The sequence below is a fragment of the Streptomyces sp. NPDC059897 genome, assembly GCF_042730865.1.
Classification (GTDB): Bacteria; Actinomycetota; Actinomycetes; order Streptomycetales; family Streptomycetaceae; genus Streptomyces.
The window spans coordinates 315,565-340,320 of the sequence record NZ_JBHWKQ010000003.1; the positions used below are offsets into that span (position 1 = coordinate 315,565).

Here is a 24,756-nt window from a genome sequence, read left to right on the forward strand (position 1 = left end):
CTCAATGGACCCCATGATGTCCGCCGACCGTCTCCTCGCCTTCGCGGCGATGTCCCTCCTGCTGATCATCATCCCCGGCCCGAGCGTGATCTTCGTCGTCGGCCGCGCCCTCGCGCAGGGCCGCCGCGCCGCGCTGACGACGGTCGCGGGCAACACGCTCGGGGCGTACGTCCTCGTGGTCGCCGTGGCCCTCGGCATCGGCTCGCTCGTCGAGCGCTCGGTGGCGATCTTCATGACGCTGAAGCTGGTCGGCGCGGCGTATCTGGTCTACCTGGGCGTGAAGGCGTTCCGCGGGCGCCGGTCGCTGAAGGCCGTGTTCGAGGAGGAGCGGGGAGCGGCGGGCGGCGGCAGCGCCCTGCGCACCCTCTGGGAGGGCTTCGCGGTGGGCGTGGCCAACCCCAAGACGATCGTCTTCTTCGCGGCCGTGCTGCCCCAGTTCGTCGACCGGGAGGCGGGGCACACGGTGCTCCAAATGCTGCTCCTCGGCCTGGTGTTCAACATCATTGCCATCGCCTCCGACAGCCTCTGGGGCCTCGCCGCGGCCACGGCCCGCACCTGGTTCGCCCGCTCCCCGCGCCGCCTCGCGGCGGTCGGCGGCACCGGCGGCCTCGCGATGGTGGGCCTCGGCGTGACGGTGGCGCTCACGGGGAGGGCGGAGTGATGCCGACGGCCGACGTATCGCCCGGGATCTCTCTCGCCTACGACACCTTCGGCGACCCCGCGGACCCGGCGGTGCTGCTCGTGATGGGCTTCGGCGCGCAACTGATCGCCTGGGACGAGGACTTCTGCGCGCAGCTCGCGGGGCGCGGCCGGTACGTGATCCGCTTCGACAACCGGGACTGCGGACTGTCGACGAAGTTCGACGCACACCCTGTGGACATGGGCGAGTTCATCGCCGTAGTGAGCTCCGGGGACATCCCCACCGCCCTCGCGATGATCCCGTACCGCCTCCAGGACATGGCCGACGACGCCTTCGGCCTGCTCACCGTGCTCGGTATCAAGAGCGCGCACGTCGTCGGCGCGTCCATGGGCGGCATGATCGCCCAGACGATGGCGATCTCCCGTCCCGAGCGCGTCCTGACCCTGACCTCGATGATGTCGACGACGGGCGAGCCCGAGTACGGGCAGTCGTCGCCGCAGGCGCAGGCGGCGCTGTTCGCCCCGAAGCCGGCCGACCGGGAGGGCCACGTCGCGGCGGCGGACCGCTCCCTGCTCTGGGCGTCCAAGCGCTACGGCGACGCGGCGTACCTCCGCGACCTGGCGGCGCGCGGCTACGACCGTGCCTACTACCCGGCGGGCGTCGGCCGACAGCTCGGCGCCATGGTCCTCAGCGGCTCCCGCGCGGACGCCCTGAGCAAGCTCGACGTGCCGACGCTGGTGATCCACGGCCTGGACGACACTCTGATCGACCCCAGCGGTGGCCGCCGCACCGCGGAACTGGTCCCGGAGGCGGAGCTTCTGCTGCTCCCCGACATGGGCCACGACCGGCCGCGCCAGCTGTGGCCCCAGCTCATCGGCGCCCTCGCGGCGCACACCGACCGAGGCGACGGATCGGCGTGACGTTCGGGGCGGCTCACGCCACCCGCGTCGCCCCCGCGAACGGCATCTCGTCGATCGGGGCCACCCGGACCGGGGCGCTCGGGTTCGGGGCGTGGATCATCTTGCCGCCGCCGATGTAGAGGCCCACGTGGCTGATCGAGGAGTAGAAGAAGACCAGGTCGCCCGGCTGGAGCTGGGACTTCGGGATGCGGGGGCCCGCGTCGATCTGGGAGTACGTCGTGCGGGGGAGCGAGACCCCGGCGGCCTTGTACGCGGCCTGCGTCAGGCCCGAGCAGTCGAAGGCGGAGGGGCCGGTGGCGCCCCATACGTAGGGGCTGCCGAGGGCGCCGTACGCGAAGGAGATCGCTTCCTTGGCGCGGGAGTTGGGGGCCTGGGAGAGGTCGGCGCGCTCCGCGGAGCGTGAGGCGTGCCCGCTCTGTGCGGCGGTGGGGGTGCGCTCTTCAGGGGTGAGGCGGTCGAGGAGGCTGCGGGCCTCCGAGAGTTTTCGTTTCACCTTCTTCTTGTTGTCCGCCAGCTCGGCCTTCTTGGCGCGGAGTTGGGAGAGCGTGTCGTCGGCGTCGCCGCGCAGCTGGTCGATCTCGCGGAGTTCGCCCCGTACGCGGGCGACCGATGCGGCCTGCCGCGCGCCGACGCGCTCCGTGAGGGAGGCCTTGTCGAGGTAGGCGTCGGGGGAGGAGGACAGGAGCAGCTGGACCGACGGGTCCACGCCTCCCGAGCGGTACTGGGAGGCCGCGACCGAACCCAGCTTCGCGCGCTCGGAGTTGAGGGACTCGGTGCGCCGGGACGCCTCGTCCTGGAGGGCGTCCACCTTCTTCCGCGCGCCGTCCGCCTCCTCCTTCGCGCCGTTGTACTTCTGGGTGGCGACCTCCGCCTCCTGGTACAGCCTGTCGACCTTGGCCTTCACCTGGGCGGGGCTGAGCTCGGGCTCCGCGTGCGCCGCCCCGCCGTCGAGGGCGGTGACGCCGGCCGCGGAGGCGAGGGCGAGGGTGGCCGCGGTGCGGGCCCTGCCGACGCTGAGCGGACGCGGTCGGGGCTTGCGGTGTGCTGCCGGCACAAGGTCCTCCTCTGGGGGCCGCCCGTCCGAAACGCACGGACCCCGGTCGCGCGTCCGGCGGCGGCCCGCACAGGGGGAGCGGGCCGCCGCCGGACCTTTCTCGGCGGTGGTGTCCGACTGCCGCCCCTGGCCCGGGCGGCGGTGGGGAGCCGGTCACCTGAGGAAGGACGCTAAACCTCTGCGTAACGGGTTGGTGCCGGATTGTTCGCAACTGGTCCGTTTGTTATGGATGATGGCGCAGAGTGACAACAGAGTGGCAAAGGGGTGCCCGTAGTGGCCCACGGGCGCCCGGTTAGGCTCCGAACCATGGACGTACTCATCCACCTCTTCGTCGGCCTGCACATCATCGGCATCGCCTCGCTGCTCGGCGGCTTCCTCACGCAGATGTCGGCGATGAAGGAGGGCGCGGCCCGCTTCAACAAGGCGATGCTGCACGGCGCCCTGACCATGCTGGTGACCGGCGTCGCCCTGGTCGGCCTCAACCAGGCCGACGGCAGCACCGTCAACAACATCAAGATCGGCGTGAAGCTCGCGGTCCTGATCGTGATCCTCGGCATCGTCTACGTGAAGCGGGACGAGGAGAAGGCGGAGAAGGGCCTCTTCATCACCGTCGGCGCGCTCACCGTCGCCAACATCTTCATCGCGGTGCTCTGGACCTGAGCGACCGCGCAGGCCGCACACGCGAAAGGGCCCGGCAGGACACACCTGCCGGGCCCTTTCGCGTACGTACGTCAGGCCGGCCGCACCACGCTGTGGATCGACGACGTGCCGTCGTAGTAGATCGACTCCTCGCGCACGACCGTTCCCGGCTTCGGCGCGTGGACCATCATGCCGTCGCCCATGTACAGGCCCACATGGCTGATGTCGTCATAGAAGAACACCAGGTCACCGGGTTGGATGTCGGAGAGCGGCACCGTCTTGCCGATCTCGACCTGGTCCCAGGTCGTCCGCGGCAGCGAGATCCCCGCGGACTTCCACGCCGCCTGCGTCAGGCCCGAGCAGTCGTACGAGTCCGGCCCCGTGGCGCCCCACACGTAGGGCTTGCCCTCCTGCGCCTTGGCGAACGCGAGCGCCTGCGCGGCCTTCGTCGCGTACGAGGCGTCCGACGAACCGGAGGAACCGGAAGAGGAACCGGACGACGAGCCGGAGGACTGCTCCCGCTCCTTCGCCGCCTCGGCAGCCTTCCGCTCAGCCGCCTCCGCGGCCTTCTGCTTGGCGGCCAGCTCCGCCGCCTTCTTGCGGGCGGCCTCCTCCTTGGCCTTCTCGATCGCCGCGAGCCGCGCCTTCTCCTCGGCGGTCAGCTCGGACAGCAGCTGACGCGCGTCGGAGAGCTTCGACTGCACGGTCTCCTTCGTCGACCTCAGCTCGGTCTGCGAATCCGTGAGGTCCTCGAGGCTCGACTGCGCCTCGGTGCGCTTCTTCGCGGTCTCGCGCGTCTGCTTCTGATAGTCGTCGATCGACTTCTTCTGCTCGTCGGTCAGCCGGCTCATCAGCTGGCGCTGCGAGAAGTAGTCCTCCGGGTCGTCCGCGAGGAACATGGTCGCCGTGTCGCTCACACTGCCCGAGCGGTACTGCTCGGCGGCGTACCTGCCGAGCTTCTGGCGGGCCGTGTTCATCTCCTCGGTGCGCTGCGCGACATCGTCGAGGAGCTTGTCGACCTGCTGCTTCTTGGCGTCGGTCCGTTCCTTCGCCCCGTTGTACTTCTGGGTGGCGACCTCGGCCTGCCGGTACAGGGTGTCGACCTTCTTCTGCACCTCTTCGAGGCGTGGCTTGGACGACGGCTGCGCGGGCGCGGCCTGCGCCGTCTGCGAGAGCAGCGCCACGGAGGTGAGGGCGGCGGTGGTGATACCGACCGCGGGGGTCGTGCGAAGGCCGCCGGTCATCCGGGAACGGCTGCGGGGCTTGCGGTGCGACGCCAAGGCAGGCGACTCCTTCCGTCGTCCGCCTACCGGGTTAGCTGTCGGGTTCGGGCGTGGTGCTCGGAAGGCTGCCCTACGGTCGGCTGACCGATTCACCCCAGGGTCGGTGGGTCCCCGGTTCCCTGCCTTACGGCGTACGGAACTCGGCGGGGGCTGCCCGCTCGCCGCGACATTCGCGGACGGGGGGACGGACTGCCCGGCTGCACCGTAGCCAACTCGTGTGGCTGCTGTGAAGGTTGATGTTCGATATGCCCGATACATCTTCGTGATCTGCCCTCCAGCAGGCCCTTGGAGTTTTGAAGGCAGCCACGGGTTGTCAGTGGGGCGGCCTAGACTCGTAGAGCGATGAGCAGCCTCTTTGACGACAGCTTCCTGACCGGCCTCCAGAAGGGTGCGGAGGAACCCCCGCCGCCGCCCCCGGACCCCGAGTACGACGACGGGGCCCCGGAGCCGATGCCGGACGGGCTGTTCGGCGTGCCCCCGGAGCGCGACACGCACTACCGGGACGGCGCCCCGCGCCCCGTCCTCGACCCGTCCTCCCTGCTGGAGGGACTGAACGAGAACCAGCGCGCGGCCGTGGTGCACGCCGGCTCCCCCCTGCTCATCGTCGCCGGCGCCGGCTCCGGCAAGACCCGCGTCCTCACGCACCGCATCGCGTACCTGCTCGCCCAGCGCGGCGTGCACCCCGGCCAGATCCTCGCGATCACGTTCACGAACAAGGCCGCGGGCGAGATGAAGGAGCGCGTCGAGGACCTGGTGGGCCCGCGTGCCAACGCGATGTGGGTCTCCACGTTCCACAGCGCCTGCGTCCGCATCCTGCGCCGCGAGAGCAAGAAGCTGGGCTTCACGTCCTCCTTCTCGATCTACGACGCCGCCGACAGCAAGCGGCTCATGGCGCTCGTCTGCCGCGACCTCGACCTCGACCCGAAGAAGTTCCCGCCGAAGTCCTTCAGCGCCAAGATCAGCAACCTCAAGAACGAGCTGATCGACGAGGAGGACTTCGCCGCGACCGCGGCCGACGGCTTCGAGAAGACCCTCGCCCAGGCCTACGCGATGTACCAGGCCCGCCTCCGCGAGGCGAACGCGCTGGACTTCGACGACCTGATCATGACGACGGTCAACCTGCTGCGCGCGTTCCCGGACGTCGCCGAGCACTACCGCCGCCGCTTCCGCCACGTCATGGTCGACGAGTACCAGGACACGAACCACGCCCAGTACGCGCTGGTCAAGGAACTGGTCGGCCCCACCGAAGGCGAGGGCGCGGACCCGGCCGAGCTCTGCGTCGTGGGTGACGCGGACCAGTCGATCTACGCGTTCCGCGGCGCCACGATCCGCAACATCCTGCAGTTCGAAGAGGACTACACGAACGCGACGACGATCCTGCTGGAGCAGAACTACCGCTCCACGCAGACGATCCTCAGCGCGGCGAACGCGGTGATCGAGCGGAACGAGTCGCGCCGCCCCAAGAACCTGTGGACCAACGAGGGCCCCGGCGCCCAGATCACCGGCTACGTCGCGGACACCGAGCACGACGAGGCGCAGTTCATCGCCGACGAGATCGACCGGCTCACCGACGCGGGCGACGCGCTCGCGGGCGACGTCGCGGTCTTCTACCGGACGAACGCGCAGTCCCGTGTCTTCGAAGAGATCTTCATCCGCACCGGCCTGCCCTACAAGGTCGTCGGCGGCGTCCGCTTCTACGAGCGCAAGGAGGTCAGGGACGTCCTGGCCTACCTGCGGGTGCTCTCCAACCCCGAGGACTCGGTGCCGCTGCGCCGCATCCTCAACGTGCCCAAGCGCGGCATCGGCGACCGCGCCGAAGCGATGATCGACGCGCTCTCCCAGCGCGAGAAGATCTCCTTCCCGCAGGCGCTGCGCCGCGTCGACGAGGCGTACGGAATGGCGGCCCGCTCGGCGAACGCCGTGAAGCGGTTCAACACGCTGATGGAGGACCTCCGCACGATCGTGGAGTCGGGCGCGGGCCCGGCCACGGTGCTGGAGGCCATCCTGGAGCGCACCGGGTACCTCGCCGAGCTGCAGGCCTCCACCGACCCGCAGGACGAGACCCGGATCGAGAACCTTCAGGAACTCGCCGCGGTGGCCCTGGAGTTCGAGCAGGAGTCCGCCGCGGGCGAGGACGCGGCGGAGGGCGAGACCGGGACGGGCGGCGGAGGGCTCTCCGACTTCCTGGAGCGCGTCGCCCTCGTCGCCGACTCCGACCAGATCCCGGACGACGAGGAGAACAGCGACGGCGTCATCACGCTGATGACGCTGCACACCGCCAAGGGCCTGGAGTTCCCGGTCGTCTTCCTCACCGGCCTGGAGGACGGCGTCTTCCCGCACATGCGCTCCCTCGGCCAGGCCAAGGAGCTGGAGGAGGAGCGCCGCCTCGCGTACGTGGGCATCACGCGCGCGCGACAGCGCCTCTACCTGACCCGCGCCTCGATGCGCAGCGCCTGGGGCCAGCCCTCGTACAACCCGCCCTCCCGGTTCCTGGAGGAGATCCCGGCCGGGCACCTGGACTGGAAGCGCACCGGCCCGTCCACGCCCGCGGCCTCGACGAAGAGCATCGGCGGCGGCATCGCGGCCTCCCTGTCGTCCTCGCGCTCCCGCACGGGCTCGACGCCGGCCTTCGCGACGAGCCGGGCGAACTCCAAGCCGGTGGTCGCCCTCGCCATCGGCGACCGCGTCACGCACGACCAGTTCGGCCTCGGCACGGTGGTGGGCGTGTCGGGCACGGGCGACAAGGCGGAGGCGTCGATCGACTTCGGCGACCCGAAGCCGAAGCGGCTGCTGCTGCGGTACGCGCCGGTCGAGAAGCTGTAGCCGCGGCCGAGCCGCTCACCCCGGGGTGAGCGGCTCGGTTCGAGTGGCTCGGTTGGAGCGGCTTCGAGAGGGGCGGCTCAGTTCGGGTCGACGCCGTGGCTGCGCAGCCACGGCAGGGGGTCGATCGCCGCGCTGCCGCCGGGGTGCACCTCGAAGTGCAGGTGCGGGCCTGTCGAGTTGCCGGAGTTCCCGGACCGCGCGATCACGTCGCCGGCCTTCACCGGACCGTTCATCACGGTGTGCGAGGACAGGTGGCAGTACCAGGTCTCCGTGCCGTCCTTGGCGGTGACTATGGCCATGTTCCCGTACGCGCTGTTCCACTGCGTCTTCACGGTGCCGTCCGTCGCGGCCATCACCGGAGTCCCGTACGAGACGGGGAAGTCGATGCCGGAGTGCTGGGACATCCAGTTGACGCCGGCCTGCCCGAAGAAGGCGCTCAGCCCGTGCTGCTTCACCGGCAGCACGAACTTGGGTCGCGCCGCCTCCTTGCGCGCGGCCTCCTCGGCGGCCTGCTTCCGCGCCGCCTCCTGCTTGGCCTTGAGGTCGATCCGCTCCTGCGTGCGGCTCGCCCGGTCGGCGAAGTCGCCCGCGTCGGCGGACAGGTCCTTCAGCTGCGAGTCCAGCTTGTTGTTGGCGACGGCCGGCTTCACGGCCTGCGCCTCCGAAGCGGCCGCGGCCTGCGTCTCCTTGCCCTCGTCCTCGCCGCCGCCACCGACGCTCGCCGCGGCGATCCCGGCGACGCCGACCACACAGACCGACGGCACGACGACGGTGACGAGCGCGGACCGCTTCGCCGGGCGGCGGCGGCCGGCGCGGCCACGGGAGACGTTCTTCCCGGCCCTGCGCGTCGAGGGCTGCGGGGTCGCGGGGGCGGGCTCGGGCTCGGCGGCGGGGTCGAGGTCCAGGACGGGCCCGTGCGCGTGGTCCGCCTCGGGGTCGGGGTCCGTGACCGGCTCGGGCTCGGGGTGGGGCTCGGCCGCGGTCGCGGACTCGAGCCCGGTCTCCGCGGTGCCGGCGGCTTCGGCGGCGTTCCACTGCGTGGCGTCGTACGCGCCCGTGTCGTACGCGGTCGCGCCGAAGGCCGGGGCCTGGAAGGTGTGGGTGAAACCCTGGGTGTCGTGCGGGTCGGGCGCGCCGAGCACGTCGTGCGCCTCGGGCATGTCGTGCGCCTCGGGCATGTCGTGCGTGCTGAAGCTCTGGGTTTCAAAGCCCTGAGCCTCGAAGTGCTGCGCCTCGAACCCCTGGAACTCGAAGCTCTGCGTCTCGAAGCTCTGGGCCTCGAAGGACTGCGTGTCGAAGCCCTGAGCGCCGAAGGTCTGCGTCTCGAAGGACGGGGCCTCGAACGACTGCGTCTCGAACGACTGTGTATGCGTCTGCGCGTCGAAGGACTGGCCGTCGAAAGCCTGCGTGTCGAAGGTCTGCGTCCCGAAGGACGGGGCTTCAAAGCCCTGCGTGTCGGGGTGTTGAGCCGCGTACATCTGCGTCTCGTACGCCGACGTGTCCCACTGGCCGGTGGTGTGCTGCTCGGCCATCGGCCGGGGCTGCTGCGCGGGGATGTCGGCGGACTGCCCGTACCCGCCGGTCGCCCAGGCGCCCGTCGTGTCATAGGAACCGGTGTCGTAGGAACCGGCGCCGAAGGCGCCGACGTCGTACGTGCCGGTGTCGTAGTACGAGGAGGAGTAGAGGTCGGCGTACTGCTGCTGGGGGGCCGTGTGCCACTGGCCGGTCGCGGGGGAGCCCGGTTCGTAGGGGTCCTCTGCCATGTCGCCGAAGAGAGGGTCGCTTGCGAAGCTGGTCGCGGAGTGACCGTCGTACGCCGCGTATGGCGCGGTCCCCGACGGATTGCGGTCGTTCACCAACTTCTCTTTCGCCTCGACAACAGGGGCTGCCAGAGCAGTGCGGTGACTGTACCCGTCGGTACGAGGGCACGACAATCTTCGTCGGGTTTCCGGGCCCCGGGAAACGGGCAATCAGCCGCCTTTGGGTGGACTGTGGACAGTTCCTTGGCCCTGAGTTCGAGACCCGTTCGACGAAGTGGGCGCGGATGGGCGCCGATGGGCGGGAACGGGCGGCGATGTACGGGATCGGGCGGTCAGGCGACCGTCAGTCCGCCGCCGGTCCTGTGGGCGGCGCTGGCTCCTTCCGCGAACTCCGCGTCGAGGGCCTGCCGGATGCCGGTCGCGACGGCGGGGTGCACCGGCAGCGCGAGATGGCCGATGCCCGTGACCCGCACGTTCTGCGCGAGCAGGTCGGCGTGGTCCACGCACGCCGTCTCGAGCGGCAGCATCAGCTGGTCGAGATCGCTCCAGAAGCTCACGAAGCGCGTACGACACCCCGGCGCCGGCCGCTTCAACTCCTCGACGACCGAGGACCCGGGCCGCATCTGCCTAACGATCGGGTGCGCGTCCGCGAGCGGCGCCACCTGTGTGCCGCCGTGCGGGGTACCGAGCGTCACGAGTGTGCGCACCCGCGTGTCGCCACCGAGGCACTGCACGTAATAACGGGCTATCAGGCCGCCCAGGCTGTGCCCCACGATGTCGACCCGGTCCCGGCCCGACCGCTCGCATATCTCCTCCACGTGCCGTGCGAGGAGCGCGGCGGCGGCCCGGATGTCGCAGGTGAGAGGGGAGTAGTTGAGCGATTCGGCGTGCTGCCTGCCGTGCTGCGCGAGGGAGCGGCGCAGCAGGACGAAGACCGAGCGGTTGTCGATGAAACCGTGCAGGAGGAGGACCGGGGGCTTGGCGGGGGTGGGCAGGCGCGGCGCGTCCGCCGCCGTGCCCGCCGGGTCGTCCTCCAGGCCCACCTCGGCGCCCGCGTCGACCGGGGCGTCCAGCGTGTGCGGAGTGTCCAGAGGGTCCGGGGGCGGTGAGGCCGAGGGGTGGCGGGGCAGCGCCAGCGGCTGCCTTCGTTCCGGGAGGATGCCCGAGGGATAGAGGAGCAGGTGGCCCGCGAGGATCGCCAGCTCCAGGGCGGTCGCCTTCAGGAGCGCGATCGAGAGACCGGCCAGTCTCGAGGGCAGCAGGTGGCAGAGGGGGCGAAAGGGCAACGACCTCGTGACCTTCATCGGTCAACCTCCCGTCGGCACACGGGAGGACGCCTCTGTCCCCCGTGTGCGCTCATGAGAGCCGGCCGAAGCGGCCTTGCGGCGCCGGCCGTGCCCGATGCGCCGACTCATCGGTCCGAACGGCAGCCGGAAGCACCGTGCCACCGTGCCGTGCGGCTGTCGGCGCGGTGGCGCGGCGACCTCGAAGCGGCTCCCTCGCGCCTGTCCCGGATGTGGCGGTGAGTCCCGCCTGTGGCAGTCGCGGCGCGCAGCGAATGTGTCCCACCGTGTGATTTCCCCCTCGGTCCGCACCGCGAAACGGCCGCTTGCGGGATGCTGTCGATAACGTTCGTTCACTTCGGGCATCAGTCTTTTGAACAATCGCTTCAACTTTTGCTTGAGCAGTCGTTTCAGGGAGGCAGTGATGGGTGTGGCAGCCGGGCCGATCCGCGTGGTCGTCGCGAAGCCGGGACTCGACGGCCACGATCGCGGGGCCAAAGTGATCGCGCGGGCGCTGCGCGACGCCGGTATGGAGGTCATTTACACGGGCCTGCACCAGACGCCCGAGCAGGTCGTGGACACCGCCATCCAGGAGGATGCCGACGCGATCGGTCTGTCCATCCTCTCCGGCGCGCACAACACGCTCTTCGCCCGCGTCATCGAGCTCCTCGCCGAGCGCGACGCCGCGGACATCAAGGTCTTCGGCGGCGGCATCATCCCCGAGGGGGACATCGCGCCGCTGAAGGAGAAGGGCGTCGCGGAGATCTTCACCCCGGGCGCCACGACGGCCTCCATCGTCGACTGGGTCCGCGCCAACGTCCGCGAGCCGGCGGCGTCCGGCGGCTGACCGCCCACTTTCCCGCCGCGGGGGCAAATCAAGCCCCTGCGGGTGGGCGGGCAAAATCAAGCCCCTGCGGCGATTGAGCAGCGGGGTCCGGGGCAGAGCCCCGAGACCGCAACCCCGGTGCAGCGCAACAGGGGCGCGGGGCCGCATCACGGCGGAGCCAGTTCGTCCCGCATGGCCCGGCGCAGCCGCAACGTGCCGGCGAGGCGTTGGAACGCCTCCGTCCAGTACCCCCCGGCTCCGGGCGCCGAGCCCTCCGGTTCCTCGACGGCCGCCGTGAGCCCGTCGAGTCGGGCCACCTCCTCGGGGTCCAGGCAGCGCTCCGCGAGCCCCATCACCCCGCTGAAGCTCCACGGGTAACTCCCCGCGTCCCGCGCGATGTTCAGCGCGTCGACCACGGACCGCCCGAGCGGCCGCGCCCACGGCGTGCCGCACACCCCCAGCAGCTGGAACGCCTCGGACAGCCCGTGCGCGGCGATGAACTCCGCTACCCAGTCCGCCCGTTCCGCGCCCGGCAGCGCCGCGAGCAGCTTCGCCCGCTCGGCGAGCGACACCGCCCCGGGACCTGCCGCGTCCGACGCCGTCGGCGCCCCGAGCAGCGCCCGGGACCAGGCGATGTCCCGCTGCCGGACCGCCGCCCGGCACCACGCCGCGTGCAGCTCCCCGCGCCAGTCGCCGGCGACCGGCAGCGCCACGATCTCCTCCGGGCCCCGGCCGCCGAATCTGCCCGGCCACCGGTCGAGCGGCGCCGCCTCCACCAACTGCCCGAACCACCACGCCCGTTCCCCGCGGCCCGCCGGTGGCTTCGCCACGACGCCGTCCCGCTCCATCCCCGCGTCGCACTCGTGCGGCGCCTCCACGACGATCGCCCCCTCCGCACGGTCGAGCGCCACGCAGGTCAGCGCCCGGTCCGCCATCCGCGCGGCGAGCGCCGAGCGGGGGAGTGCGGAGAGCAGCTCGGCCGCCGTCGCCCGCACGTTCCTGCTGCGGTCGCTCAACGCCCGCTCCAGGAACGGCTCGTCCGCGTCGCCGAGCCCCGCCCGCAGCGAGTCGAGGAACATCAGGCGGTCCTCGGCGCGCTCCGTGCCCCACGTCCCGGCCAGGAGCGCCCGGGCGGCGTCCGGGTCGTGCGCCCGTACGGAGGCGAGCAGCGCCACCCGCTCCGCGAACAGGCCCTCCTCCCACCGCAGCCGAACCTGCTCGCTCTCCTCCGGCGCCGGCAGTACCGCGCCGACGCCCTGCGTGGCGCGCAGCGCGAACTTCCAGTCCGGGTTGAGCCGGGCCAGCCAGCGGGCGCGCGGCCCCGCGAACGTGAGGGCCGGAGGGCGCAGATCGGTGCGGCCGCGCGCCGCGTCGAGCAGCGCGGGCAGCAGTTCGGGCGGGGGCGCGTACCCGTGCGCGTTGGCCGTGGCGAGCCACTGCGGGAGCAGTTCGAGAAGGTCGGGGGCGGTGCCGCGGCGCGATCCCGTGCCGCCGGAGCGGTCGGTGAGCAGCAGCGCGAGTCGCTGCCGCGCGGCGGCGGGCAGCGGCGGACGCGGGTCGTCCTCGGCGCGGTCCGGCGGCGCGGTCGCCGCGGCGGGACGCAGGCCTGCCCGGCGGCGCACGGTGTGCACGGCGGCCTCGTCGAGGAGGGCGAGCGGGGGCCGGTCCGGGCGGCGCTCGGTTCCGAGCAGGGCGGCGCTGACCAGGTCGTCCCAGGTGGTGGTCGTTGTCATGGGCCTCTCCGTGGTGCGCGGTGTCTGGTGGTCGGGGTCTGTGCGCCGGTACCGGCGTTACGGCCGCGGGGCTCTGCCCCGGACCCCGCGCCTCAATCGCCGGCGGGGCTTGATTTGGGATCCCGCGCCGGGACTTGAGTTGTCCGCTGGGGCCGGCGTCAGTGCAGGGGGACGGGCTCGTTCCGTTCTGTCGTCCATGTGGCCAGGGGGTGGAAGCCCGTCGGGCCGCATTCGCCGAAGACTGTTACCGGTGCGCCTCCGGAGACGGCGACCAGGCGCCACAGGCCGGGGGATGCCGCCGCGTGGGCGGTGAGGGGGAGGGCCGACTTTCCTTCGGCGTCGGCCAGTTGCCAGTGCCCGTCCGGGTCCCGGGTCGGTATGACCTCCGCGAGTGTCACCGGCCAGGACTCCAGCCAGGGGTCGGCCGCGAGCGCCGTCCCGTAGGCGGCGAGGCCGGCGGTGACGTCCACTCCCTTGGGGCGTGTGCCGTCCGACTCCGACGAGCCGAACTGCTCGCCCAGCTCCGCCCGGAGGGCCCCCGCTCCCGGATACGCCGACACCGCGGCGTCGAGCACGCGCCCGGTCGGCAGCGCGAGCGCAGGGGCGCGGCCCGCCGCCCCGTAGGAGAGGAGCAGGACGGTGCGCTCGCTCCGCGTGCCGTGCAGCCATATACGGCGTGTGGTGAGGTGCCCGTCCGCCGTGTCGTACTGGGAGAGGACCAGCCAGTGGTCGCGCAACGGCGGTTCCCTGTCCGGCGAGGGGAGGCCCACACGCGAGCGGACCGTCGCCGCCAGGTCATCGGGCAGGGCGTCGCGGCGCAGCCAGCCCTGGTCGAGGAGGTGGAGCAGGGCGCACGCCTCGAGCAGCCGCACCGGCCAGCCGGACCCGGACGCCGGGATCGCCCCCAACTCCCGCACGCGCGCCGCCAGTCCGGGCGCCTGCGCGTCGACCATCCGCGCGGCCGTCTCCTCCCACAGCCCGTACCCCGACCGCTCCGCCTGCGCGAGGCCGCCGCGCAGCAGGTCGGTGAGGCGCTGCTCCAGCTCCGTCGCGCCCGCCGTGATCCGCTGGGCGCGGCGCTCGGCTCTGCGCCGGGCCGCCTCCGGATCCGCCGGAGCACTGCCCGAACCGCCCTCCGACGCCGCCGTCTGCTCGGCCCCGGCCCGCTTCTGCCGCCCCGCCAGCCAGGGCTCGGCCCACTCCGGTGGCGCCTGGCCCGCCGGTACCTGCGCGTCCCCGCCCGCCCAGAGCAGCAAGAGTCCGAGCGCGTGCTTGCACGGAAATTTGCGGCTCGGGCAACTGCACGTGTACCCGGGTCCGCTCGAACCCGCGCCCCCGCCGATGTCCACGATCGTCTGGTACGGCTTGCTGCCGCTCCCCTTGCACAGTCCCCATACCGCCCCCTCGTCCGAATCCTCCGCGCCCGCGGAACTACCGGTTCCCGACCACGGGCCCGGTCCCCCGAGCTTGCTTCCCGCCTTGCGTGACGCGGCGTCAGGCGCCAGTGCGAGCACCTGATCCGTCGTCCAGCGCACCCCCAGCTGATTCATGTCCTCGACGGTAGATCCCGCCACTGACAATCGCCCCGACAACTGCCCTGACCTGCGCAGACGTTGGCGTCGAGGTCGATTGTCAGTGGCGTGGTGCACGGTGGAACCCAGCACGCGACGAGAGCGGTCGAGGGCTCGTCGTGATGGTTCGAGTTGTGCGAGTGGAGGGGGACAGCCATGACCATTTCCGTCGAGAGCCAGACCGAGAGCCAGACCGAGAGCCAGACCGAGAGGCAGACCGAGAGGCAGACCGGGGGCCGGACCGGGGGCCAGGCCGCGGACGAGGTGCTGCGGCCGCACGCTGAGAACGCGTTCGCGGAGGAACTCGCGGCGCTCGCCGCCCAGGACGACCGGCCGCGGCCGGCCCGATGGCGCCTGTCGCCGTGGGCCGTCGCGACGTATCTGCTCGGCGGCACGCTGCCCGACGGCACGGTGATCTCCCCGAAATACGTGGGCCCGCGCCGCATCGTCGAGGTCGCCGTGACGACACTGGCGACCGACCGGGCGCTGCTCCTGCTCGGCGTGCCCGGCACCGCCAAGACCTGGGTGTCCGAGCACCTCGCGGCCGCCGTGAGCGGGGACTCGACGCTGCTGGTGCAGGGCACGGCGGGGACGCCGGAGGAGGCCATCCGCTACGGCTGGAACTACGCGCAGCTGCTGGCCAACGGCCCGAGCAGGGACGCCCTCGTGCCGAGCCCGGTCATGCGGGCGATGGCGGAGGGGATGACCGCGCGCGTCGAGGAGCTGACGCGCATCCCGGCCGATGTACAGGACACGCTCATCACGATCCTGTCGGAGAAGACGCTGCCGATACCGGAGTTGGGGCAGGAGGTGCAGGCCGTGCGCGGCTTCAACCTCATCGCCACGGCCAATGACCGGGACCGCGGGGTGAACGATCTGTCGAGCGCGCTGCGGCGCCGGTTCAACACGGTCGTGCTGCCGCTGCCCGCGAGCGTGGAGGACGAGGTCGACATCGTCTCGCGCCGGGTCGACCAGGTCGGCCGCGCCCTGGAGCTGCCCAGCGCGCCCGACGGGATGGACGAGATCCGCCGCGTCGTCACCGTCTTCCGCGAGCTGCGCGACGGCGTGACGGCCGACGGGCGCACGAAGGTCAAGTCGCCCAGCGGCACGCTGTCGACCGCCGAGGCGATCTCCGTCGTCACCAACGGCCTGGCGCTCTCCGCCCACTTCGGGGACGGCGTGCTGCGCCCCTCCGACGTGGCCGCCGGAATCCTCGGGGCCGTGGTGCGCGATCCGGCGGCGGACCGCGTCGTCTGGCAGGAGTACCTGGAGGCCGTGGTGCGCGAGCGCGACGGCTGGAAGGACTTCTACCGGGCCTGCCGAGAGGTCAGCGCATGACGACATCGACCGCGGCGGCCGCACCGGCCACGGGCCCCGCGCTGCTCGGCGTGCGGCACCACGGACCCGGCTCCGCGCGCGCCGTGCGCACCGCGCTCGACGCCGCGCAGCCGAGGATCGTACTGATCGAAGGGCCGCCGGAGGCAGACGGACTCGTCCCGCTCGCCGCCGAGGCCGGCATGCGGCCGCCGGTCGCGCTGCTCGCGCACGTCGTGGACGAGCCGGGAAGGTCGGCGTTCTGGCCGTTCGCCGAGTTCTCGCCCGAATGGGTCGCGATCCGCTGGGCGTTGGCGCGCGACGTGCCGGTCCGCTTCATCGACCTGCCGGCCGCGCACAGCCTGGCGCTGCGGGCGGAGGAGGACCTGGGCGACGGGGCCGACGAGGAGGCGGGGGAGGGGGACTCCGTGCGCGTCGACCCCCTGCGGGTCCTCGCCGAGACCGCCGGGTACGACGACGCGGAGCGCTGGTGGGAGGACGTCGTCGAGCACCGGGACGGCGACGCCTTTGCCGCGCTCGGCGAGGCGATGGGTGCGCTGCGGGAGACGTGCGGGGACGGCGGCTACGAGCGCGATCTGCCGCGAGAGGCGTACATGCGGCTCCAAGTGCGGGCGGCGCAGCGCGAGTTCGGGGACGATGTGGCCGTCGTGTGCGGGGCGTGGCACGTTCCCGCTCTGCGGCAAAAGACGACCGTCGCGGCCGACCGGGCCCTGCTCAAGGGCCTGCCGAAGGCGAAGGTCGACATGACGTGGGTGCCGTGGACGCACCGGCGCCTGGCCCGTGCCAGCGGCTACGGGGCGGGCATCGACTCGCCCGGCTGGTACGGGCATCTGTTCAGCGCGCCCGACCGGCCCGTGGAGCGCTGGCTGACCAAGGTCGCCGGGCTGCTGCGCGAGGAGGACCGCATCGTGTCCTCCGCCCATGTCATCGAGGCCGTACGCCTCGCGGAGACCCTCGCCGTGATGCGCGGGCGGCCGCTCGCGGGGCTCACCGAGACGACCGACGCGGTGCGGGCCGTGCTGTGCGAGGGCTCGGACGTACCGCTGGCGCTCATCCACGACAAGCTCGTGGTGGGGGACGTGCTGGGGGAGGTACCCGAGGCGGCGCCCGCGGTGCCGCTGCAGCGCGACCTCACGCGGCAGCAGCGTTCCCTGCGGCTCAAACCGGCCGCGGCGGAGAAGGAGTTGGACCTCGACCTGCGGGGCGACACCGACGCCGCGCGCAGCCGACTGCTGCACCGGCTGCGGCTGCTTGGCGTGGCCTGGGGCGAGCCGGCGAGATCGGCGCGCGGCTCCACCGGGACGTTCCGCGAGTCGTGGCGGCTGCGCTGGGAGCCGGAGCTGTCCGTGCGGGTCGCGGAGGCGGGAGTGTGGGGGACGACCGTGCTCGCCGCGGCGACCGCCAAGGCGGAGACGGACGCGATCGCCGCGAGGCCGCTCGCCGACGTCACGGCGCTCGCCGAGGTCTGCCTGCTCGCCGGGCTGTCGGACGCGCTGCCGACGGTGATGCGAGTTCTGGCCGACCGCGCCGCCCTCGACGCGGACGTGGGTCACCTCGCGGGCGCCCTGCCCGCCCTGGTCCGCGCGCTGCGCTACGGCGACGTGCGCGGCACCGACACCGGTGCCCTCGCCGATGTGGCGGCGGGCCTCGCCGAGCGGGTCTTCGTCGGCCTCCCGCCCGCGTGCGCGGGGCTCGACGCGGAGGCGGCGGGGGAGATGCGCGGGCATGTCGACGCGGTGCACTCGGCCGTCGCGCTCCTGGAGGACGCCGGGGTGCGCGAGCGCTGGCGGAAGGTGCTGCGCGTGCTCGCGGAGCGGGACGGCGTGGCAGGAGTGATCCGCGGGCGGTGCGCGCGGGTGCTGCTCGACGAGGGGGTGCTCGACGAGGACGATGCGGCCCGGCTGATGAGCCTCGCCCTCTCGCCCGGCACAGCACCCGCCGAGGCGGCGGCGTGGATCGAGGGCTTCGTCGGCGGCGGATCGGGCGGCGGGCTGCTGTTGGTGCACGACGAGCGGCTCCTGGGCCTGGTCGACGCGTGGCTGACGGGGGTGTCGGGCGACGCGTTCACGGACGTGCTGCCGCTGCTGCGGCGGACGTTCTCGGCGTACGAGCCCGGCGTGCGGCGCACCTTGGGCGAACTGGTCCGGCGCGGTCCCTCCGGGGGCGGACAGTCCCCGGTCACCGGTGGACCGCTCGGCTTCGGGGAGGACCTGGACGCGGAGCGGGCGGACGCGGTGCTGCCGGTACTGCGCCTGCTGCTCGGCGCGGATGAGGGCGCGCCCGCCGCCGACGGAATCGACATGGGCGACGAGGGCGACAAGGGCAACAACAGCCTGGAGGGGGCGGTGGCATGACCGACACGGAGACCGAGACCGGCACCGGCATCGAGGCCGGCACTGAGATCGGCACCGGCACCGGCGCCGAGGCCGGCACCGGCACCGAGGCCGGCACCGGCACCGAGACCGGCACTGAGATCGGCACCGGCACCGGCGCCGAGGTCGGCACCGGGACCGGCACCAGCACGGGGACCGGCACCAGCACCGCGACCGGCAAGGACGAGCGATTGCGGCGTTGGCGTCTTGTGCTCGGTGGGGCGGACGCGGACGGGACCGGTTGCGGGCTCGCCGGGAAGGACGCGGCGATGGACGGTGCCCTCGCCGCGCTGTACGGGTCGGGCGGCGGCAAGCAGCAGGGCGGCGGCAAGCAGCAGGGCGGCGGCAGCCGGAGCGCGGGGCTCGGGGCGTCCGCTCCGGCCGCGGCCCGCTGGCTGGGCGACATCCGCACGTACTTCCCGTCCTCCGTCGTCCAGGTCATGCAGCGGGACGCCATCGACCGGCTCGGGCTGTCCGCGATGCTGCTCGAACCGGAGATGCTGGAGGCCGTCGAGGCGGACGTGCACCTCGTCGGCACGCTGCTCTCGCTGAACAAGGCGATGCCCGAGACGACGAAGGAGACGGCCCGCGCCGTCGTGCGCAAGGTCGTCGAGGACCTCGAGAAGAAGCTCGCCACGCGCACCCGCGCCACCCTCACCGGCGCCCTCGACCGCAGCGCCCGCGTCCAGCGGCCCCGCCACCACGACATCGACTGGAACCGCACGATCGCGGCCAACCTCAAGCACTACCTGCCCGAGTACCGCACGATCGTGCCCGAGCGGCTGATCGGTTACGGGCGCGCGGCGCAGTCCGTGAAGAAGGAAGTCGTCCTCTGCATCGACCAGTCGGGCTCGATGGCGGCGTCCGTCGTCTACGCCTCGGTCTTCGGGGCGGTGCTCGCCTCGATGCGCTCGATATCGACCCGCCTCGTCGTCTTCGACACGGCCGTCGTGGACCTGACGGACCAGCTGGACGACCCGGTCGACGTCCTGTTCGGCACCCAGCTCGGCGGCGGCACCGACATCAACCGGGCGCTCGCGTACTGCCAGTCGCAGATCACCCGCCCCGCCGAGACCGTCGTCGTGCTCATCTCCGACCTCTACGAAGGAGGCATCCGCAACGAGATGCTGAAGCGGGTCGCCGCGATGAAGGCGTCCGGTGTGCAGTTCGTGACGCTGCTCGCGCTCTCGGACGAGGGTGCGCCCGCCTACGACCGGGAGCACGCCGCGGCGCTCGCCGGACTGGGCGCGCCGGCCTTCGCCTGCACCCCGGACCTGTTCCCCGACGTCATGGCCGCCGCCATCGAGAAGCGCCCCTTGCCGATACCGGACGCAGCATCAGAAAAGGGTTCACCCGCCGCGAACCGGATATGAGTACCTATCGGTAACAGGGGGAACAGGGGGCTTGCGCCGCCTCCCTCGCCCCATGCGAGGATTCGGCCACCGTGACTTCCCCGATGGCACTTCCCGCCCCCGTCGCGCGCCCGGTGCGTGCGACGGCAGGACGGCGTGCGCTGCAACTGGCGCTGCTGTTCGGTGGATTGTTCGTCCTCGGGATCCTGTGCGGCGGCCGGGCGCAGGCGGACGGCCTGTCGGACGCCGGTGCGGCCGGGGCCGATTCGCTCCGGTCGGGGCACGTGGCCGTGCGGGAGCATGTGGCCGATTCCGCGCGAAAGTTGCGCGAGGCCGGCTCCCGCGAGGCACCGGCCCCCGTCGAGCCGGCCACGGATCGGCCCGCCGAACCGGTCGCCGAACCGGCCGCCGAGCCCGAGCACATGCACGCGAAGGCCCCCGCGGCACCCGCGCCCGCCACGGCGCCCGCGCCCACGCGGGACCGCGTCACGACGCCGGTGCGACAGGCCACGCCTGCCGCCACCCCGTTGCCCGCCAACGACCCCGCGCCGGTTCGGCCCGCCGAGACGGCGCCGCACCCCACCAACACGCACCCCACCAACGCACAGCACGCCGCGCACGCCGTGCGGCAGCAGGCTTCGGCGTCCGCCGAATCCCTCCGGAAGCGGCTCGAAGCCGTCCGGGGCGAGTCGCTCGGTGACGGGCGGGCGCGACTGGGGGCCGCGGTCGACGCCGTGCGGTACCTCACCGCCCCGGTGGGTGCCACGGTGCACCGGCTGACCGGTCCGGTCGAGGAGTTGGCGACGCGTGCCGTCGCTGATCTCGTCGAGGCGGTGCCGGGGCAGTTGACGGACGTCGGTCTCGGCGGGCTCGTCGGCATCGTGGACCCGGCCGAGCTCCGGCCGGAGCCGCCCGCAGCCACCACGCCGCCCGGGGCGAACGCCCCGGCGGAGCGGGAGCACGGCGAACGGCCTGCCAAGACGCAGGCCACGGACCGTTCCCACGCCGCGGCGAGCGGCCCGCAGGCGTACGACGTCGCGCGGTTCGGCGACGTACAGCAGGCGGAAGCGGACGCGCAGGCGACTGCGCGGCCCGCGGGGCCCGTCGTGCCGCAGCGTCCCGACGGGGTGCCGTCGGCGGGCGCGAGCGCGGGCGACGGCAGCTCGACGCGCCACGGTGATCTGCACGCGGCGGCCTTCGGTGGCCGTGCGCCCGTTCTGCTCGCGTCCGGCGCCCAGGCGTCCGCGGGCACCTCGCCGGTGGTCGACCGGCTCCGCGAAGTTCCTGAATTCCCCGGCTAGGCAGCCAGTTCCCCGCTCGTGACCTGCCGCGCGGGGGCGGGACAGGTCTGCCCAGCCGTGAAGTGAATTCAGGAATTCGAAGGAACTGACGTACTCATGAACAAGAACATCCGCCGCTCCATCGTCATAGCCGCCGGCGTCTCCGGTGCCTGGGCCCTCGGCTCGGCCGTGGCCAGCGCCGACGAGCTGCCCGCGCACTCGCTGTCCGTGCCGGACGTCGCCGGGGACACCGTCTCCGACGTGCAGGACACGACCTCGCAGGTGACCGACAAGGTCGCCCACAACCAGGTCACCGACCAGGTCACCGACAACAAGGTCACCGACCAGGTCACCGACAACAAGGTCACCGACAAGGTCGCCCACACCAACGTCGCCAACAAGGCGAAGGCCGCCACCCAGCAGGCCAGGGCCCAGGTCCAGTCGAAGGCCCACCAGGTCCAGGCGCCGCAGGTCCAGACGCCGGACGTCCAGGCCCCGAACGTCGCCGACGTCCAGGGCCGCGCCCAGGAGGGCGTCGACTACCTGTTCGGCCCGCTCGACGCGTTCGCCCCGCAGCTCCAGCAGGAGCTGACGCAGGCCGCCGCCCAGGCCCCCGCCTACGTACAGGACAACGCGCAGGGCACCGCCCAGGGCGCCGTCGACAACGTCCGCACGAACGCCGCCCCGGCCGTCGGCGAGACCGCCGACGCCGTGCTCCCGCCCGTCGCGAACACCGCCGTGCAGGGCGTGCTCCCGGTCGCGGGCCAGGCCGTCGGCGACGTGACGACCCTCGCGGGCGGTGCGGTCGGCGATGTGACGCCGTTCGCGCAGACCGTCGTCGGGGACAACGTCGCGCCCTTCGCCGCCGGTGTCACCGGTCAGGTCCAGCCGCTGGCGCAGGGCGTCGTGGGCGACAACGTCGCGCCCTTCGCGCAGAGCGTCGTCGGCAACGACGTCACCCCGTTCGCGGGCGGCGTCGTGGACGCGGTCCAGCCGCTCGTGCAGACCGTGGTGGACCACGTGCAGCCGGTCGTCGGCGGCGTCGGCACCAGCGCGCAGGGCCTGGCGCAGGGCGTCACCGGCGACGTCCAGCCGCTCGCGCAGGGCCTGGTCGGCGACAACGTGGCCCCCTTCGCGCAGACCGTGGTCGGCGACAACGTCGCCCCGCTGGCCGGCGGCGTGACCCACGAGGTCGCCCCGTTCGCGCAGGACCTGACGGGCACCGTGCGCGCCGACGCGCAGCCGCTCGCGGGCAACGCCGTCACCGGCGTGCAGGGTGTCGCCGGTTCGGTCGCGCCCAGCTACCTGCCCGGCGTCTGACCGACGCGACCGTGCCCGGACGGCCGAAATCCATCGGCCGCGTCGGGTCGCTTCACGTGCACGACAGTGGGTGGTCCGCTTGGGGACGTGACCACCCGCTGACCTGCGGCCTCACCGGGCGTACCCCCGCCCGGTGAGGCCGTTCTCATTCCCCGGGCTCCGAGGCAGCACCGCAAAAAGCACCACAAACGGGACGCTCTGTGATGGGTATCACCGCTCAGGTGTGATCTGCGATTTAGAAGCGGTCGCTGAGCGGCGATAACCTGCGAGACGGACATGCCGCGTACTCGGTCACCGTGTACGCCTCCCTAGTGACAGCAAAGTGGCGTCAGCGACAGCCTCGTCACGTGTGACAGCGGAGTCACGTTGCCCCTCGCGGCACGCCCACGCAGATAACGAACCGCGAGATCACTGATAGGGACGGACGCGCGTGGACCTGTTCGAGTACCAGGCGAGGGACCTCTTCGCCAAGCACGGTGTACCGGTGCTGGCCGGTGAAGTCATCGACACGCCTGAGGCGGCCCGCGAGGCGACCGAGCGTCTTGGCGGCAAGTCCGTCGTCAAGGCGCAGGTGAAGGTCGGCGGCCGCGGCAAGGCCGGCGGCGTGAAGCTGGCTGCCACCCCCGACGAGGCCGTGCAGCACGCGACCAACATCCTCGGCATGGACATCAAGGGCCACACGGTCCACAAGGTGATGATGGCCGAGACGGCTCCGGAGATCGTGGAGGAGTACTACGTCTCCTTCCTCCTGGACCGCACCAACCGCACCTTCCTCTCCATCGCCTCCGTCGAGGGCGGCATGGAGATCGAGGAGGTGGCGGCCACCCGTCCGGAGGCCGTCGCCAAGACGCCGATCGACGCCAATGAGGGCGTGACCCCCGAGGTCGCCCGCAAGATCGTCACGGACGCCAAGTTCCCGGCCGAGGTCGCCGACCAGGTCGCCGAGATCCTCCAGACGCTGTGGAAGACCTTCATCGACGAGGACGCCCTCCTCGTCGAGGTCAACCCGCTCGCGAAGGTCGCCTCCGGCAAGGTCATCGCCCTTGACGGCAAGGTGTCCCTGGACGAGAACGCCGGCTTCCGGCACCCCGACCACGAGGCCCTTCAGGACAAGGACGCGGCCGACCCGCTCGAGGCCGCTGCCAAGGAGAAGGACCTCAACTACGTCAAGCTCGACGGCGAGGTCGGCATCATCGGCAACGGTGCCGGTCTGGTCATGTCGACGCTGGACGTCGTCGCGTACGCCGGTGAGAACCACGGCGGCGTGAAGCCGGCCAACTTCCTCGACATCGGTGGCGGCGCGTCCGCCCAGGTGATGGCGAACGGCCTGGAGATCATCCTCGGCGACTCCGACGTCAAGTCGGTCTTCGTCAACGTCTTCGGCGGCATCACCGCCTGCGACGAGGTCGCCAACGGCATCGTCCAGGCCCTTGCCCTCCTCGAGGAGAAGGGCGAGAAGGTCGAGAAGCCGCTCGTCGTCCGCCTCGACGGCAACAACGCCGAGCTGGGTCGCAAGATCCTCTCCGACGCCAACCACCCGCTGGTGCAGCGCGTGGACACCATGGACGGCGCGGCCGACAAGGCCGCCGAGCTCGCGGCCGCGAAGTAAGGACGAGGGACTAAACAGCCATGGCTATCTTCCTCAACAAGGACAGCAAGGTCATCGTCCAGGGCATGACCGGTGCCACGGGCATGAAGCACACCAAGCTCATGCTGGCCGACGGCACGAACATCGTCGGTGGCGTGAACCCGCGCAAGGCGGGTACGTCCGTCGACATCGACGGCAACGACATCCCGGTCTTCGGCTCCGTCGCCGAGGCGATGGAGAAGACGGGCGCCAACGTGTCCGTGCTCTTCGTCCCGCCGGCCTTCTCGAAGGCCGCCGTGGTCGAGGCCATCGACGCCGAGATCCCCCTCGCGGTCGTCATCACCGAGGGCATCGCCGTCCACGACTCCGCCGCGTTCTACGCGTACGCGAAGTCCAAGGGCGACAAGACCCGCATCATCGGCCCGAACTGCCCCGGCCTCATCACGCCGGGCCAGTCGAACGCCGGCATCATCCCGGGCGACATCACGAAGCCGGGCCGCATCGGCCTGGTCTCGAAGTCCGGCACGCTGACGTACCAGATGATGTACGAGCTCCGTGACATCGGCTTCTCGTCCGCCGTCGGCATCGGTGGCGACCCGGTCATCGGCACGACGCACATCGACGCGCTCGCCGCGTTCGAGGCCGACCCCGAGACCGACCTGATCGTCATGATCGGTGAGATCGGTGGCGACGCAGAGGAGCGCGCGGCCGACTACATCAAGGCCAACGTGACGAAGCCGGTCGTCGGCTACGTCGCCGGCTTCACGGCGCCCGAGGGCAAGACCATGGGCCACGCCGGCGCCATCGTCTCCGGCTCCTCCGGCACCGCGCAGGCGAAGAAGGAGGCCCTCGAGGCCGCCGGCGTCAAGGTCGGCAAGACGCCGACCGAGACGGCGAAGCTCGCGCGCGAGATCCTCAGCTAAGAGGCTCTCCTACGCAGCACAGTGGGGCCGCCCCCGGGACCGGGCGGGGCCCCA

18 protein-coding genes and 1 riboswitch are annotated in these 24,756 nt (G+C 72.1%); of the genes, 12 read left to right on the plus strand and 6 right to left on the minus strand.

All coding sequences use genetic code 11. From position 1 onward, the window contains the following. Nucleotides 1-13: 13 nt before the first annotated feature. Nucleotides 14-661 (plus strand): LysE family translocator, encoded by a 648-nt coding sequence (locus tag ACFV9W_RS05975; RefSeq protein ID WP_385756053.1) that lies wholly within the window; start codon nucleotides 14-16, stop codon nucleotides 659-661. Continuing rightward, entirely contained in the window at nucleotides 661-1,560 is a 900-nt protein-coding gene (locus ACFV9W_RS05980) for an alpha/beta fold hydrolase (protein WP_385755999.1), read from the plus strand. The genes ACFV9W_RS05975 and ACFV9W_RS05980 overlap by 1 nt, the downstream gene beginning before the upstream one ends. A 13-nt stretch (nucleotides 1,561-1,573) precedes the next feature. Here ACFV9W_RS05980 and ACFV9W_RS05985 read toward each other — a convergent pair whose 3' ends face one another. Then, complete coding sequence (locus ACFV9W_RS05985) at nucleotides 1,574-2,614, minus strand: NlpC/P60 family protein (protein ID WP_385756001.1); 1,041 nt, start codon at nucleotides 2,612-2,614, stop codon at nucleotides 1,574-1,576. A 306-nt stretch (nucleotides 2,615-2,920) separates the two neighbouring features. On the opposite strand from ACFV9W_RS05985, the gene ACFV9W_RS05990 reads away from it, so the two are divergent. Next, the gene (locus tag ACFV9W_RS05990; RefSeq protein WP_385756002.1) at nucleotides 2,921-3,274 is read left to right on the plus strand and encodes a hypothetical protein; all 354 of its coding nucleotides are present in this window, start codon (nucleotides 2,921-2,923) and stop codon (nucleotides 3,272-3,274) included. Between the two features lie 71 nt (nucleotides 3,275-3,345). Here ACFV9W_RS05990 and ACFV9W_RS05995 read toward each other — a convergent pair whose 3' ends face one another. Then, nucleotides 3,346-4,533, minus strand: coding sequence for an NlpC/P60 family protein (locus tag ACFV9W_RS05995; RefSeq protein WP_385756004.1), 1,188 nt, complete (start codon nucleotides 4,531-4,533; stop codon nucleotides 3,346-3,348). Nucleotides 4,534-4,540: 7 nt separating this feature from the next. Then, a riboswitch (cyclic di-AMP (ydaO/yuaA leader) is annotated at nucleotides 4,541-4,692 on the minus strand. Nucleotides 4,693-4,878: 186 nt separating this feature from the next. On the opposite strand from ACFV9W_RS05995, the gene pcrA reads away from it, so the two are divergent. Then, nucleotides 4,879-7,359 (plus strand): DNA helicase PcrA, encoded by a 2,481-nt coding sequence (gene pcrA, locus ACFV9W_RS06000; protein ID WP_385756006.1) that lies wholly within the window; start codon nucleotides 4,879-4,881, stop codon nucleotides 7,357-7,359. Between the two features lie 77 nt (nucleotides 7,360-7,436). Here the strand turns inward: pcrA and ACFV9W_RS06005 are convergent, their stop codons facing one another. Both ACFV9W_RS06005 and ACFV9W_RS06010 read right to left on the minus strand, forming a co-directional pair. Further along, a complete protein-coding gene (locus ACFV9W_RS06005) occupies nucleotides 7,437-9,122 on the minus strand; it encodes a M23 family metallopeptidase (RefSeq protein WP_385756008.1) in 1,686 nt (561 codons plus the stop codon). A 329-nt stretch (nucleotides 9,123-9,451) separates the two neighbouring features. Then, a complete protein-coding gene (locus ACFV9W_RS06010) occupies nucleotides 9,452-10,423 on the minus strand; it encodes a lipase family alpha/beta hydrolase (protein WP_385756009.1) in 972 nt (323 codons plus the stop codon). 403 nt (nucleotides 10,424-10,826) lie between these two features. On the opposite strand from ACFV9W_RS06010, the gene ACFV9W_RS06015 reads away from it, so the two are divergent. Beyond that, the gene (locus ACFV9W_RS06015) at nucleotides 10,827-11,249 is read left to right on the plus strand and encodes a cobalamin B12-binding domain-containing protein (protein ID WP_385756011.1); all 423 of its coding nucleotides are present in this window, start codon (nucleotides 10,827-10,829) and stop codon (nucleotides 11,247-11,249) included. 146 nt (nucleotides 11,250-11,395) lie between these two features. Here the strand turns inward: ACFV9W_RS06015 and ACFV9W_RS06020 are convergent, their stop codons facing one another. Together ACFV9W_RS06020 and ACFV9W_RS06025 are read right to left on the minus strand one after the other, a co-directional pair. Further along, nucleotides 11,396-12,961 carry a DUF5691 domain-containing protein gene (locus ACFV9W_RS06020; RefSeq protein WP_385756013.1) on the minus strand — a complete coding sequence of 522 codons (1,566 nt, stop codon included), beginning with the start codon at nucleotides 12,959-12,961 and terminating at the stop codon, nucleotides 11,396-11,398. A 158-nt stretch (nucleotides 12,962-13,119) separates the two neighbouring features. Next, complete coding sequence (locus tag ACFV9W_RS06025; RefSeq protein ID WP_385756015.1) at nucleotides 13,120-14,511, minus strand: SWIM zinc finger family protein; 1,392 nt, start codon at nucleotides 14,509-14,511, stop codon at nucleotides 13,120-13,122. 177 nt (nucleotides 14,512-14,688) lie between these two features. Between ACFV9W_RS06025 and ACFV9W_RS06030 the strand changes: the two genes are divergently transcribed. The 7 genes from ACFV9W_RS06030 to sucD all read left to right on the plus strand — a co-directional run bounded on the left by ACFV9W_RS06030 (nucleotide 14,689) and on the right by sucD (nucleotide 24,702). Then, nucleotides 14,689-15,870 (plus strand): AAA family ATPase, encoded by a 1,182-nt coding sequence (locus ACFV9W_RS06030; protein ID WP_385756017.1) that lies wholly within the window; start codon nucleotides 14,689-14,691, stop codon nucleotides 15,868-15,870. Then, the gene (locus ACFV9W_RS06035) at nucleotides 15,867-18,221 is read left to right on the plus strand and encodes a DUF5682 family protein (RefSeq protein WP_385756018.1); all 2,355 of its coding nucleotides are present in this window, start codon (nucleotides 15,867-15,869) and stop codon (nucleotides 18,219-18,221) included. Before ACFV9W_RS06030 ends, ACFV9W_RS06035 begins: the two co-directional genes overlap by 4 nt. Then, nucleotides 18,218-19,612 carry a VWA domain-containing protein gene (locus ACFV9W_RS06040; protein WP_385756020.1) on the plus strand — a complete coding sequence of 465 codons (1,395 nt, stop codon included), beginning with the start codon at nucleotides 18,218-18,220 and terminating at the stop codon, nucleotides 19,610-19,612. The genes ACFV9W_RS06035 and ACFV9W_RS06040 overlap by 4 nt, the downstream gene beginning before the upstream one ends. Nucleotides 19,613-19,695: 83 nt before the next feature. Further along, nucleotides 19,696-20,892: a hypothetical protein gene (locus tag ACFV9W_RS06045; RefSeq protein WP_385756021.1), complete on the plus strand. Its 1,197-nt coding sequence runs from the start codon at nucleotides 19,696-19,698 to the stop codon at nucleotides 20,890-20,892. A 96-nt stretch (nucleotides 20,893-20,988) separates the two neighbouring features. Further along, nucleotides 20,989-22,191, plus strand: coding sequence for a hypothetical protein (locus ACFV9W_RS06050; RefSeq protein ID WP_385756023.1), 1,203 nt, complete (start codon nucleotides 20,989-20,991; stop codon nucleotides 22,189-22,191). 430 nt (nucleotides 22,192-22,621) lie between these two features. Continuing rightward, nucleotides 22,622-23,800 carry an ADP-forming succinate--CoA ligase subunit beta gene (gene sucC / locus ACFV9W_RS06055; protein ID WP_385756025.1) on the plus strand — a complete coding sequence of 393 codons (1,179 nt, stop codon included), beginning with the start codon at nucleotides 22,622-22,624 and terminating at the stop codon, nucleotides 23,798-23,800. A 20-nt stretch (nucleotides 23,801-23,820) separates the two neighbouring features. Next, on the plus strand, nucleotides 23,821-24,702 hold the full coding sequence (gene sucD / locus ACFV9W_RS06060; protein ID WP_385756027.1) for a succinate--CoA ligase subunit alpha: 882 nt from the start codon (nucleotides 23,821-23,823) through the stop codon (nucleotides 24,700-24,702). Nucleotides 24,703-24,756: the final 54 nt, after the last annotated feature.

Coding starts and splice junctions, on each gene's coding strand:
- ACFV9W_RS06010 (WP_385756009.1), bottom strand. CDS start 10,423: ATGAAGGTCACGAGGTCGTTGCCCTTTCGCCCCCTCTGCCACCTGCTG.
- ACFV9W_RS05980 (WP_385755999.1), top strand. CDS start 661: ATGCCGACGGCCGACGTATCGCCCGGGATCTCTCTCGCCTACGACACC.
- ACFV9W_RS05975 (WP_385756053.1), top strand. CDS start 14: ATGATGTCCGCCGACCGTCTCCTCGCCTTCGCGGCGATGTCCCTCCTG.
- sucD (WP_385756027.1), top strand. CDS start 23,821: ATGGCTATCTTCCTCAACAAGGACAGCAAGGTCATCGTCCAGGGCATG.
- pcrA (WP_385756006.1), top strand. CDS start 4,879: ATGAGCAGCCTCTTTGACGACAGCTTCCTGACCGGCCTCCAGAAGGGT.
- ACFV9W_RS06030 (WP_385756017.1), top strand. CDS start 14,689: ATGACCATTTCCGTCGAGAGCCAGACCGAGAGCCAGACCGAGAGCCAG.
- ACFV9W_RS06040 (WP_385756020.1), top strand. CDS start 18,218: ATGACCGACACGGAGACCGAGACCGGCACCGGCATCGAGGCCGGCACT.
- ACFV9W_RS05990 (WP_385756002.1), top strand. CDS start 2,921: ATGGACGTACTCATCCACCTCTTCGTCGGCCTGCACATCATCGGCATC.
- ACFV9W_RS06020 (WP_385756013.1), bottom strand. CDS start 12,961: ATGACAACGACCACCACCTGGGACGACCTGGTCAGCGCCGCCCTGCTC.
- ACFV9W_RS06005 (WP_385756008.1), bottom strand. CDS start 9,122: ATGGCAGAGGACCCCTACGAACCGGGCTCCCCCGCGACCGGCCAGTGG.
- ACFV9W_RS06045 (WP_385756021.1), top strand. CDS start 19,696: ATGGCACTTCCCGCCCCCGTCGCGCGCCCGGTGCGTGCGACGGCAGGA.
- ACFV9W_RS06015 (WP_385756011.1), top strand. CDS start 10,827: ATGGGTGTGGCAGCCGGGCCGATCCGCGTGGTCGTCGCGAAGCCGGGA.
- ACFV9W_RS06035 (WP_385756018.1), top strand. CDS start 15,867: ATGACGACATCGACCGCGGCGGCCGCACCGGCCACGGGCCCCGCGCTG.
- ACFV9W_RS06050 (WP_385756023.1), top strand. CDS start 20,989: ATGAACAAGAACATCCGCCGCTCCATCGTCATAGCCGCCGGCGTCTCC.
- ACFV9W_RS06025 (WP_385756015.1), bottom strand. CDS start 14,511: ATGAATCAGCTGGGGGTGCGCTGGACGACGGATCAGGTGCTCGCACTG.